The sequence below is a fragment of the Pseudomonas synxantha genome (assembly GCF_900105675.1).
Lineage (GTDB): Bacteria > Pseudomonadota > Gammaproteobacteria > Pseudomonadales > Pseudomonadaceae > Aquipseudomonas > Aquipseudomonas synxantha.
In genome coordinates this window covers 30655-42807 of record NZ_LT629786.1, presented here as the reverse complement: position 1 = coordinate 42807, position 12153 = coordinate 30655, and the positions used below count along the sequence as shown (strand labels likewise).

At 61.2% G+C, this 12153-nt stretch carries 9 protein-coding genes and 1 pseudogene; all 10 read left to right on the top strand.

What is annotated here, in order from left to right:
- Positions 1-117: 117 nt before the first annotated feature.
- The 10 genes and pseudogenes from BLU48_RS00165 to purH all read left to right on the top strand — a co-directional run bounded on the left by BLU48_RS00165 (position 118) and on the right by purH (position 12076).
- Positions 118-1788 (top strand): response regulator, encoded by a 1671-nt coding sequence (locus tag BLU48_RS00165; protein WP_057023360.1) that lies wholly within the window; start codon positions 118-120, stop codon positions 1786-1788.
- Positions 1789-3287: 1499 nt separating this feature from the next.
- Positions 3288-3803 (top strand): annotated as a pseudogene (locus BLU48_RS32590) (methyl-accepting chemotaxis protein); the annotation flags it as partial.
- Positions 3804-4100: 297 nt separating this feature from the next.
- Entirely contained in the window at positions 4101-4556 is a 456-nt protein-coding gene (gene aroQ, locus BLU48_RS00155; protein WP_057023362.1) for a type II 3-dehydroquinate dehydratase, read from the top strand.
- A gap of 24 nt (positions 4557-4580) precedes the next feature.
- A complete protein-coding gene (gene accB / locus BLU48_RS00150; protein WP_056847064.1) occupies positions 4581-5045 on the top strand; it encodes an acetyl-CoA carboxylase biotin carboxyl carrier protein in 465 nt (154 codons plus the stop codon).
- 17 nt (positions 5046-5062) lie between these two features.
- On the top strand, positions 5063-6424 hold the full coding sequence (gene accC / locus BLU48_RS00145) for an acetyl-CoA carboxylase biotin carboxylase subunit (protein WP_057023363.1): 1362 nt from the start codon (positions 5063-5065) through the stop codon (positions 6422-6424).
- A gap of 272 nt (positions 6425-6696) precedes the next feature.
- A complete protein-coding gene (prmA, locus tag BLU48_RS00140) occupies positions 6697-7575 on the top strand; it encodes a 50S ribosomal protein L11 methyltransferase (protein ID WP_057023364.1) in 879 nt (292 codons plus the stop codon).
- Between the two features lie 30 nt (positions 7576-7605).
- On the top strand, positions 7606-8871 hold the full coding sequence (locus tag BLU48_RS00135) for a DUF3426 domain-containing protein (RefSeq protein WP_057023365.1): 1266 nt from the start codon (positions 7606-7608) through the stop codon (positions 8869-8871).
- A gap of 185 nt (positions 8872-9056) precedes the next feature.
- A complete protein-coding gene (dusB, locus tag BLU48_RS00130; RefSeq protein WP_057010799.1) occupies positions 9057-10070 on the top strand; it encodes a tRNA dihydrouridine synthase DusB in 1014 nt (337 codons plus the stop codon).
- Positions 10067-10387, top strand: a complete 321-nt coding sequence (gene fis / locus BLU48_RS00125; RefSeq protein WP_043049474.1) for a DNA-binding transcriptional regulator Fis — start codon at positions 10067-10069, stop codon at positions 10385-10387. The genes dusB and fis overlap by 4 nt, the downstream gene beginning before the upstream one ends.
- Before the next feature lie 81 nt (positions 10388-10468).
- Positions 10469-12076, top strand: a complete 1608-nt coding sequence (gene purH, locus BLU48_RS00120) for a bifunctional phosphoribosylaminoimidazolecarboxamide formyltransferase/IMP cyclohydrolase (RefSeq protein WP_057023366.1) — start codon at positions 10469-10471, stop codon at positions 12074-12076.
- Positions 12077-12153: the final 77 nt, after the last annotated feature.

The window sequence follows — 12153 nt, the reverse complement described above, 5'->3', positions numbered from 1 at the left end:
TAACTGAATGTCACACATGCGGACTTAATTGACGTATGACACTCATTGCAACAGACAAGAGGTGCTAGCATAGAGCCATCAGTCGACCTCAGCATGCACCCTCACAGTAGTCAGGATATGACCGAGCCAGAAGACCCCAGCCGCGAGCGTCTCAAGCAGCATTTTGCCCAGCGGGTAATTCATCAGGCACGTCAAATTCTTGAGATCTGGCAGCGCCTGCAGCGCAGCGAATGGTCCAACGCCGATTTCTCCGAGCTCAGCGAAGCCAACCTGCGCCTGCTGCGCTTTGCCGAGCGTTTCGAACAGCCGGAACACAGCCAACTGGCCCGGCATATCGGTGAATCCCTGCAGGCCGTGGACGAAAACCGCGGCCGCCTGAGCAGCCAGTTGATTACCGAGCTCAACCGCTTGATGCAACGTTTGTCGCGCACCGGCCTGCGCCAGGGCGATCAACTTGAGCAAACCTTCCTGCCGCCGATGCGCAAGCCCATCTACGTGATGCTCGCTGACCATGATCGCGCCGAGCGCCTGGCCAAGCAGCTGGAATTCTTTGGCATGAGCGCCCAGTCCCTGGACAGTGTCGCGGCCTTTCGCGCGTCCATGGCCGAGCGCCTGCCGTCGGCGATTGTCATGGATGTGGACTTCTGCGGCACTGGCCTGGGCCTCAAGCTCGCGGCCGAAGCCCAGGAGGGCTTGGAACAAAAGCTGCCGCTGCTGTTTTTCAGCCTGCACGAAACCGACACCCCGACACGCCTGGCCGCCGTGCGCGCTGGCGGCGAGGAGTTCCTCACCGGCACCCTGGAAGCCTCCAGCCTGCTGGAAAAGATCGAAGTGCTCACGTGCATTGCCCAGTACGAGCCGTACAAGGTGCTGATCATTGATGACTCGTGGGCCCAGGCGCTGCATACAGAACGCTTGCTCAACAGCGCCGGCATTGTCACCCGCACCTTGATCGAACCGATCCAGGCCATGGCCGAGCTGGCGGATTTCCAGCCCGACCTGATCATCCTCGACATGTATATGCCTGCCTGTACTGGCACCGAACTGACCAAGGTGATCCGCCATAACGACCGCTATGTCAGCGTGCCGATCATCTACCTGTCGGCCGAAGACGACCTGGATAAACAACTGGACGCGATGAGTGAAGGCGGCGACGACTTCCTCACCAAGCCGATCAAGCCGCGCCACCTGATCACCACCGTGCGCAACCGCGCAGCGCGGGCGCGCAACTTGAAAGCACGGATGGTGCGCGACAGCCTGACCGGGCTATACAACCATACGCATATCCTGCAATTGCTCGAAGACTGTAGCTTCCGCGCCCGCCGCGAAAACAAGCCGCTGAGCTTTGCCATGCTGGATATCGACCACTTCAAGCGGGTCAATGACAGCCACGGTCACCCCATGGGCGATCGCGTGATCAAGAGCCTGGCGCTGTTTCTCAAGCAGCGTCTGCGCAAGACTGACTATATAGGCCGTTATGGCGGTGAAGAATTCGCCATCGTCATGCCCGACACCGACCTGGAATCGGCCTGCAAGGTGTTGGACGACATCCGCGGGCGCTTTGCAGAAATCCACTACCCCGCCCAACCCCAGGATTTGTGGTGCACCTTCAGCGCCGGCCTGGTGGAGCTGTGCGACGACTCCGACAGCCTGATGATGGCCGCTCAGGCCGATGAAGCGCTGTACCGCGCCAAGGGCGCCGGGCGCAACCGTGTACAAGCGGCTCGCACATCAAAGCAAAGTGCCATCTTTTCACCAGAATCCACCGAATCGGTCATAACTCTGTAACGCAGGCGCAATAACTTCAGGCACTTATCTTTTGCCGTCGGTTGAAACCCTGCATGCGCCTCAAGCTGCTGACCAATCTCAATACCCTTCTGCTGGTGGCCGTTTGCCTGGCCCTCGGCGCGACGCTTTGGTGGTCGCAACGGGCGCTGGAGCGTCCGTATTTATTGATGGAGCGCTACCTGGGCCTGTCCCAGGTGTTTCAAAACCAGGCAGCGCGTAATATCGACGACTACCTGGCCAGCGGCGATGCCCTGCGCCTGAGCGCTGCCAGCCAGAGCCTGGAAAGCCTGTTGCAGCAACTCGCCGAGCTGCCGGCCGAGCTGGCGCAACCCCTGCGCCCCAGCCTGGCGGACCTGGAAACCTTCAGCAAGACTGACCTTCTGGCCGCCGGCAAACTGGCCGGCGACCCGCAAGCGCTGCTGTTGCAGGCCGAACGCGAACTGGGGGCAAACCTGGAGCAACTGAGCCAATACGCCAGCGGCGTCAATAGCGCCGATGCGGCCCGCTACCTGCCAGCGCTGCTCGCCGCCTCGCAGCATCTGGGCAAGCTGTCCCTGGCGCGGGACAAGCTGGTGAGCAGTGGCCGCGCCGAGTTGGCCGATGAGGTGGAGCGAGAGATCGCCAATATGCGTACCCAGGCTGAGCTGCTGGGGCAATTGCCGTTGCTTGGGGTAAAGGCCAGCGCCGAATCCAACACCGACGATTTCTCTGCACTGATGGGCCTGGAAAACACCGAAAAAACCGAAGCACAAGATACTGGCGTCGATCTCAAGCGCGAACTCAATAGCCTACTGACCCGTTACCCCGCCGAACTCAAGCGCACCCGAGAGCAGATCCAGCAACGCGCCGACCTCGCCGCCGGCACCCAGCTGAAAATCGCCAGCGTTCAGCAAGCCATCGCCGGCCTGGAGCCGGTGGTGCGCGCGCAACACGCCAGGATCCAGGGCGAAGTACGCGTCATCCAAGGCGTGATGATTGGCCTGATCCTGCTGATCGCCCTGCTGATCGACACCCTGCAACGCCGCCTGGCTCGGGTACTGACCAACCTGGCACCGGCCTTGTCCACCTGGGCCGAAGGCGACTTCAGCCAGCCCATTGCCTTGGGCAGGACCAACCGCGAACTGCACGCTATCCAAGCCTCCCTCAACCGTTTGCGCGCCTACCTGGTGGACCTGGTGGGCACCATTCGTGGCAACGCCGAAGAAGTCGCCGGCAGCAGCCGCGCCCTGGCTGAACTGAGCGGCGGCTTGCACGACGGCGCCGAGCGACAGGCCGGCGACACCGCGCAGATCCGTGATTCCCTGGGCGAACTGGAAGCCACCATCCAGCAGGTAGCCGGTGATGCCAGCCAGGCCGCCGGCGCCAGTCGCAGCGCCGGCCAGGCGGTGGAGCAAGGCCAGCGGGTGATCGGCCTGAGCCTGACCGGGCTGCATGCCCTGGTGGGTGAAGTGCAGCAAAATGCGCAGATGATCGAGAAACTCGCAGAAGAATCCGCCACCATCGGCGGTGTGCTTACGGTGATTCGCTCGATTGCCGACCAGACCAACCTACTGGCCCTCAACGCCGCCATCGAAGCCGCCCGTGCCGGTGAAGCCGGGCGTGGTTTCGCCGTGGTGGCCGACGAGGTCCGCTCGCTGGCCCAACGCACCGCCGGCGCCACCGCCGAAATCCAGGGCCTGATCGCCGGCCTGCAAACCGCCGCCCATCAATCGGTGCAAGGCATGCGTGCCCAGGTCGAACACGCCGAAGCCACCGCCCAGCAAGCCCAGGCGGCGGATGGCGCGCTGGATGAAATCGTCGGGGCGATCCAGACGATTTCCGAGACTGCGGTGCGCATCGCCGATGTGACCGCGCAGCAGAGTGGGGCCGTGAGTGAGATTCGCGATAACAGTGAGCGGATTCACCAGTTGGGTGAGGACAACCTGCTGCGTATCGGCCAGGGGCGTAGCCAGGGTGAACACCTGCTGGTGCTGGGTGGGCAGCTCAACACAGCTGTGCAGGCATTCCGCGTTTAGCACGATCTATCACACTGTGGAGATCAAAATGTGGGAGGGGGCTTGCCCCCGATAGCAGTGTGTCAGGCTCAGTATCTGGAGCTGATCCACCGCTATCGGGGGCAAGCCCCCTCCCACATTTGCCCTCCAGTGTTTTATGGATCGTGTTGCCAATGACCAGACCACGCCACTTGGTCACATACTTTGCGCAATCCTCGCTAATCGTGCCGCCTACTGCATAGAACTGGACAGTCACAAAGGCTTTGCGGCATAGTCGCCGGGTCCTGCCGCACCCATACCCATAACAAGGAACAGCCGATGGCGACCTTACTGGTTCTTCACGGACCCAACCTGAACCTGCTCGGCACCCGTGAACCGGGCGTCTACGGGGCAGTGACCCTCGACCAGATCAACCTTGACCTGGAAAAAAGGGCCCGTGTTGCCGGCCACCATCTGCTCTACCTGCAAAGCAACGCCGAGTACGAATTGATTGATCGCATCCATGCCGCGCGTGGCGAAGGTGTGGACTTTATTCTGATCAATCCCGCCGCTTTTACACACACAAGCGTTGCATTACGTGACGCGTTGCTGGCGGTGAGCATCCCATTCATCGAAGTGCATTTGTCCAACGTGCACAAACGCGAAACTTTCCGCCATCACTCTTACTTCTCCGACGTAGCGGTAGGAGTGATCTGCGGCCTTGGCGCCAGCGGTTACCGACTGGCCCTGGAGGCCGCCCTGGAACAGCTTGAAGAACAGGCCAAGCGCCCCTGACCGACCCTTGGGAGTTGATGATTCATGGATATCCGTAAAGTTAAGAAACTGATCGAACTGCTGGAAGAATCCGGTATCGACGAGCTGGAAATCAAGGAAGGCGAAGAGTCCGTACGGATCAGCCGTCACAGCAAGACCCCGGCCCAACAGTTCTACGCGCCACAGATGCAAGCACCGGCTCCAGCCGCTGCCGCCCCTGCTGCCGCCGCACCCGCCGCTGCTGCACCTGCCGCTCCGGCCGCACCTGCGCTGAACGGTTTCGTGGTCAAGTCGCCCATGGTCGGTACGTTCTACCGCACCCCGGCACCGACCTCGCCAGCCTTCGTTGAAGTGGGCAAGACCGTGAAAGTGGGCGACACCATCTGCATCGTTGAAGCGATGAAGATGATGAACCACATCACGGCCGAAAAAGCCGGCGTCATCGAATCCATCCTGGTGGAAAACGGTCAGCCGGTTGAGTACGACCAGCCGCTGTTCACCATCGTTTGAACCGCGGAGCACCTTCGATGTTGAAACCTGCGAAGAAACTGCAAAAAGTCCTGATCGCCAACCGCGGCGAGATCGCGCTGCGTATCCTGCGCGCCTGTAAGGAAGAGGGCATCAAGACCGTCGCTGTTTACTCGACGGCCGATACCGAATTGATGCACGTGAAACTGGCGGACGAAAGCATCTGCATCGGCCCGCCACTGGCCGCGAACTCGTACCTGAAGGTCTCGAACATCATCGCCGCGGCCGAAGTGACCGGCGCCGATGGCATCCACCCGGGCTACGGCTTCCTCGCGGAAAACGCCGATTTCGCCGAACAGGTGGAAAAATCCGGGTTTGCCTTCATCGGCCCGAAAGCCGAAACCATTCGCCTGATGGGCGACAAGGTGTCGGCCAAGGACGCCATGATCGCGGCCGGCGTGCCAACCGTTCCAGGCTCGGACGGCCCGCTGCCGGAAGACGAGGCAACTGCCCTGCGCATTGGTCGCGAAGTCGGTTATCCGGTGATCATCAAGGCCGCTGGCGGCGGCGGTGGTCGCGGCATGCGCGTGGTGCACAAGGAAGAAGACCTGATCGAAGCCGCCAAGCAGACCCGCTCTGAAGCGGGCGCCTGGTTCGGCAACCCGATGGTCTACCTGGAAAAATACCTGACCAACCCACGTCACGTGGAAGTCCAGGTACTGTCCGACGGCCAGGGCCACGCCATCCACCTGGGCGACCGCGATTGCTCGCTGCAACGTCGTCACCAAAAGGTATTGGAAGAAGCCCCGGCACCGGGCCTCGACGAAAAAGCCCGCCAGGAAGTCCTGGCACGCTGCGTCAAGGCGTGCATCGACATCAACTACCGTGGCGCCGGTACCTTCGAGTTCCTTTACGAGAACGGTCGTTTCTACTTCATCGAGATGAACACTCGTGTGCAGGTAGAGCACCCGGTATCGGAGATGGTCACCGGTATCGACATCGTCAAGGAAATGCTGAGCATCGCCGCCGGTAACGTGCTGTCCTTCACCCAGGACGACGTGAAGATGCACGGCCACTCCCTGGAGTGCCGGATCAACGCCGAAGACCCGAAAACCTTTATCCCAAGCCCTGGCCTGGTCAAGCATTTCCATGCCCCAGGCGGCAACGGCGTACGTGTGGATTCGCACCTGTACAGCGGCTACAAGGTTCCGTCCAACTACGACTCGCTGATCGGCAAGCTGATCACCTGGGGCGCCACCCGCGACGAGGCCATGGCCCGTATGCGCAATGCCCTGGACGAAATCGTGGTCGACGGCATCAAGACCAACATCCCGCTGCACCGGGACCTGGTTCGCGATGAAGGCTTCTGCGAAGGTGGTGTAAACATCCACTACCTGGAACACAAGCTGACCAACCAGTAAGTGCTCCACCCAACAAAGCCGCCTTCGGGCGGTTTTGTTGTTTCTGCACACCTGTTTTCCAGGATGGACACTGTCCAAATGTGGGGGCTTGCTCCCGATTGCAGTGTGTCAGCCTCAGTATCTGTAACTGATCCACCGTTATCGGGAGCAAGCCCCCTCCCACATTTGGTCCGCGCTCATTCAGTAATGTCGTCTTCTGCCGTCCGCTCGCGTAAACTTGCGCGCTTTCGCGGCCTACTCGCTGCACATTCATTTTTTCAAAGGTGCCCGCCATGCCTTGGCTGCAAGTCCGTCTCGCCATCAGCCCAGAACAAGCCGAAACCTACGAAGACGCGTTCCTCGAAGTGGGCGCCGTATCGGTGACCTTCATGGACGCCGAAGACCAGCCGATCTTCGAACCTGAACTCAACACCACGCCGCTGTGGTCCCACACCCATTTGCTGGCCCTGTTCGAAGACGGCACCGAGGCCGCCAGCGTCCTGGCCCATATGGAGCTGCTCACCGGCGCGCCGCTGCCAGAGCATCACAGCGAAGTGATCGAAGACCAGGACTGGGAACGCAGCTGGATGGATAATTTCCAGCCCATGCGTTTTGGTCAGCGCCTGTGGATCGTACCGAGCTGGCATGCCGCTCCTGAACCCGAGGCGGTCAACCTGCTGCTGGATCCGGGCCTGGCATTCGGCACCGGCACCCACCCCACCACCGCCCTGTGCCTGGAATGGCTGGACGGCCAGGACCTGACCGACTGCAACGTGCTGGATTTCGGCTGTGGCTCGGGCATCCTGGCGATCGCCGCCCTGCTGCTGGGCGCCAAGGAAGCCGTGGGCACCGACATCGACGTGCAGGCCCTGGAAGCCTCCCGCGATAACGCCGGGCGCAACCACATCCCCGAAGGCAAATTCCCACTCTACCTGCCGGAGGATCTGCCGCAGGTACAGGCCGATGTGCTGGTTGCCAATATCCTCGCCGGGCCATTGGTTGCCCTGGCGCCGCAATTGTCCAGCCTGGTCAAGCCCGGCGGCCGCCTGGCGCTGTCGGGTATCCTCGCCGAACAAGGTGAAGACGTCGCCGCAGCCTACGCCCAGAACTTCGAATTGGACCCGATCGCCAACCGTGACGGCTGGGTACGCATCAGTGGTCGTCGGCGCTAGAATGAGCGCTTGCCTGAATCGGATGACCGCATGACCGATAGCTTCGTCACCCAGTGCCCGCACTGCCAAGCCCGTTTCCGCGTCAACCATGCCCAGTTGAGCGTGGCCCGTGGCGTGGTGCGCTGCGGCTCGTGCCTGCAAGTGTTCAACGCCGCTCGCCAGTTGCTGGAGCAACGCGCCCATGCGCCTGCACCGCAACCGGAGCTGCCGGCTGGCGACGAGCCAGCCGATAGATCGACTGTCGAAGCGACACCCGAGCCAACGCGGGCAATCAGCCAGAAACAATGGACGGCCCAAGCGCTGGACCTGGATAACCTGGATCTTGACCAGGAACTGGCCAAGCTGGAGCGTCGCGAGACCCAGCACACCCAGGCATTGGGTGCGGAACATCGCCAACCAGGCGCCGAGCGTCGGCAAAAGGAAGAGTCCTTCAGTGCCAGCCGCGACACGGTCAAGGCCGAAGAAGAAAAATGGGCCGCCAGCCTGTTCAGCGAACCACCCGAGGAGCGCGCCCAGGTACCTGAGGACCTGTCAGAGCCGACCAGGGCACCTGCGTCCAAACAGCGCACAGAACCGTCCATGTCGGTCCATGCCGACGACCTCGATGACCAGCCGCTGCTGGATGCCTCCCCTGGCGAGGACGACCTCGACCCGCCGTTGACGCCTGTCACCGACATGAGGGGTGAGCCTGAATCCGACGAGCGCCCACAGTCACGCCGCAAACGCCCGCGCCCAGAAGTTGCCCTACACGACGACCTGCTCCAGGACCTGGAAGACGATCCGCTGCACTTGTATGCGCAGAAACGTCCGTCGGGCTGGGGCCGCCGCCTGATCTGGATACTGCTGGTAGTGCTCGCCGCCGCAGGCCTGGCAGGCCAGTACATCGCCTACCAATTCGACGACCTGGCCCGCCAGGACGCCTACCGTCCGTGGTTCCAGGAACTGTGCCCGAAACTGGGCTGTACCGTGCCATCGCGGGTCGATATTGCCCATATCAAGAGCAGCAACCTGGTGGTACGCAGCCATCCGGAGTTCGCCGGGGCGCTGGTGGTGGATGCGATCATCTATAACCGTGCGACCTTTTCCCAGCCCTTCCCACTGCTGGAACTACGCTTTGCAGACTTGAACGGCAGCCTGATTGCCAGTCGTCGCTTCAAACCTGCCGAATACCTCAGCGGTGAGTTGGCCGGTGTCAGCGAAATGCCTTCGCAGACGCCGATCCACATCTCCCTGGACATACTTGACCCAGGTAACAAGGCCGTGAACTACAGCCTGAGCTTCCATTCGCCCGAGTGAACCGGCGCATATGTCGAGGTTTGACGGCGGATTATTGACTTCTCCGCCATCGACCAAACCGATGGTAATAAAAAAGCAACTGTTCAGATTTTATCCAATTCAGCCTTTAACCAGTCATCGAGAGCGGGTATCATGCCAACCCTTTTTCGAACTCTAATGATCCGGCCCCACAACAGGGAAGTCCTATGTCGGCGGTACGCATCGGCCCATACACATTGCAGAACGGCTTGATCCTCGCCCCGATGGCGGGCGTCACCGACCAGCCCTTTCGTCAGCTGTGCAAACGTTTGGGCGCGGGTCTAGTAGTCTCTGAAATGGTTACCAGCGACATGAGTCTGTGGAACACCCGCAAGTCGCGGATGCGCATGATCCACGAAGGAGATCCCGAGCCACGCTCGGTGCAGATCGCCGGGGGTGACGCGCAGATGCTGGCGGAGGCCGCCCGGGCCAATGTCGAGTTGGGTGCGCAAATTATTGATATCAACATGGGCTGCCCGGCCAAGAAGGTCTGCAACAAGGCCGCCGGTTCCGCCTTGTTGAAGGATGAGCAGTTGGTCGCCGAGATCCTGCAGGCCGTTGTCGCCGCAGTGGATGTGCCGGTGACCCTGAAGATTCGTACCGGTTGGGACCGGGACAACAAGAATGGCCTGACAGTGGCGAAGATCGCTGAACAGGCAGGTATTACAGCGCTGGCGGTGCATGGCCGCACCCGCGCCGACCTTTACACCGGTGAAGCCGAGTACGACACCATTGCGGCGATCAAGCAGGCCGTGTCGATGCCGGTATTTGCCAATGGCGACATCGACTCCGCCGAGAAAGCCCGACGCGTACTGCACGCGACCGGCGCCGATGGTTTGTTGATTGGCCGGGCCGCCCAGGGGCGGCCGTGGATTTTTCGTGAGATCGAGCATTTCCTGCGTACCGGCGAAGTATTGCCGGCACCGGGACTGAACGAGGTGGAACATATTCTGCTAGAGCATCTGGCCGCCCTGCACGCCTTCTATGGGGATGTGATGGGGGTACGCATTGCTCGCAAGCATGTCGGCTGGTATCTCGCCACCTTGCCGGGCGCCAAGGAGTTCCGCGCCCAGTTCAATCGTTTGGATGAAACGCAGGCACAGGTCGCCACCGTTCGTGAGTTCTTTGCCGAACGTGACAAGAGCCTGGGAACAGGGGATGGACAAGGGGTGGCCGCATGACGACGATGACCGAGACTTTAGTGAGTGGAACAACACCCGTGAGCGACAACGTCAATTTGAAACAGCACCTCAATACGCCGAGCGAAGAAGGCCAGACCCTTCGCGGGAGTGTCGAGAAGGCGCTGCACAATTATTTCGCCCACCTTGAGGGCGCTTCCGTCACGGACGTGTACAACCTGGTGCTCTCCGAAGTCGAGGCACCCTTGCTCGAAAGCGTGATGAACTACGTCAAGGGCAACCAGACCAAAGCCAGTGAGCTGCTGGGCCTCAACCGTGGCACCTTGCGCAAAAAGCTCAAGCAGTACGATTTGCTGTAAGCATTCAATCAAACCAGAAAGGCGCCCGCGTAAAACCGGTCGCCTTTTTTGCTGACTCCTTTGCTTTTGATGGAAATTGAAATGACCGACCAGACTACCCGCCTGCCGATCCGCCGCGCCTTGATCAGTGTTTCCGACAAGACCGGGATCCTCGAATTTGCCCGGGAGCTGGAAGCCCTGGGCGTGGAAATCCTCTCCACGGGCGGGACCTTCAAACTGCTGCAGGACAACGGCGTGGCCGCAGTAGAAGTGGCGGACTACACCGGTTTCGCAGAAATGATGGACGGTCGCGTCAAGACCCTGCACCCGAAAATTCACGGCGGTATCCTCGGCCGTCGCGGCATCGACGACGCCATCATGAACGAGCACGGCATCAAGCCGATCGACCTGGTGGCCGTCAACCTCTACCCGTTCGAAGCCACCATCAACAAGCCAGGCTGCGACCTGCCGACCGCCATCGAAAACATCGATATCGGTGGCCCGACCATGGTTCGCTCGGCCGCCAAGAACCACAAGGACGTGGCCATCGTGGTCAACGCCGGCGACTACGCCCAGGTTCTGGAAAGCCTCAAGGCCGGTGGCCTGACCTACGCCCAGCGCTTCGACCTGATGCTCAAGGCGTTCGAACACACCGCCGCCTACGACGGCATGATCGCCAACTACATGGGCACTGTGAACCAGGCCGCTGACACCCTGAGCACAGAGGGTCGCAGCCAGTTCCCACGCACCTTCAACAGCCAGTTCATCAAGGCCCAGGAAATGCGCTACGGCGAGAACCCGCACCAGAGCGCGGCGTTCTACGTGGAAGCCAAGCCTGCCGAAGTGGGCATCGCCACTGCAACCCAGCTGCAAGGCAAAGAGCTTTCCTACAACAACGTGGCCGACACCGACGCTGCGCTGGAATGCGTGAAGAGCTTCGTCAAGCCGGCCTGCGTGATCGTCAAGCACGCCAACCCGTGCGGCGTAGCCGTGAGCCCGGACGCTGAAGGCGGTATCCGCCAGGCGTATGAACTGGCCTACGCCACCGACACCGAATCTGCGTTCGGCGGCATCATCGCCTTCAACCGCGAACTGGACGCCGAGACCGCCAAGGCCATCGTCGAGCGCCAGTTCGTCGAAGTGATCATCGCCCCAAGTGTCAGTGAAGAAGCCCGCGCCATCGTCGCCGCCAAGGCCAATGTGCGCCTGCTGGCCTGCGGCGAGTGGTCGGCCGAGCGGGCCGCTGCCTGGGACTACAAGCGCGTCAACGGCGGCCTGCTGGTACAGAGCCGCGACATCGGCATGATTGGCAGCCAGGACCTGAAAGTGGTCACCAAGCGCGCGCCGACCGAGCAAGAGATCAACGACCTGATCTTCGCCTGGAAAGTGGCCAAGTACGTCAAGTCCAACGCCATCGTCTACGCCAAGAACCGCCAGACCATCGGTGTCGGTGCCGGTCAGATGAGCCGCGTGAACTCGGCGCGTATCGCCGCGATCAAGGCTGAACACGCCGGTTTGCAGGTGGTGGGGTCGGTCATGGCTTCCGACGCGTTCTTCCCGTTCCGCGATGGTTTGGACAATGCCGCAAAAGCTGGCGTGACCGCCGTGATCCAACCGGGTGGTTCGATGCGTGATGCCGAGGTGATTGCAGCGGCTGATGAAGCCGGTATCGCCATGGTCTTCACCGGCATGCGCCACTTCCGCCACTGATCCAACTCGATCGAAATGTGGGAGGGGGCTTGCCCCCGATAGCGGTGTCTCAGTCAAATAATCAGCCTGCTGAAATA

Coding starts and splice junctions, on each gene's coding strand:
- dusB (WP_057010799.1), top strand. CDS start 9,057: ATGTCGGCGGTACGCATCGGCCCATACACATTGCAGAACGGCTTGATC.
- BLU48_RS00165 (WP_057023360.1), top strand. CDS start 118: ATGACCGAGCCAGAAGACCCCAGCCGCGAGCGTCTCAAGCAGCATTTT.
- aroQ (WP_057023362.1), top strand. CDS start 4,101: ATGGCGACCTTACTGGTTCTTCACGGACCCAACCTGAACCTGCTCGGC.
- accB (WP_056847064.1), top strand. CDS start 4,581: ATGGATATCCGTAAAGTTAAGAAACTGATCGAACTGCTGGAAGAATCC.
- accC (WP_057023363.1), top strand. CDS start 5,063: ATGTTGAAACCTGCGAAGAAACTGCAAAAAGTCCTGATCGCCAACCGC.
- fis (WP_043049474.1), top strand. CDS start 10,067: ATGACGACGATGACCGAGACTTTAGTGAGTGGAACAACACCCGTGAGC.
- purH (WP_057023366.1), top strand. CDS start 10,469: ATGACCGACCAGACTACCCGCCTGCCGATCCGCCGCGCCTTGATCAGT.
- prmA (WP_057023364.1), top strand. CDS start 6,697: ATGCCTTGGCTGCAAGTCCGTCTCGCCATCAGCCCAGAACAAGCCGAA.
- BLU48_RS00135 (WP_057023365.1), top strand. CDS start 7,606: ATGACCGATAGCTTCGTCACCCAGTGCCCGCACTGCCAAGCCCGTTTC.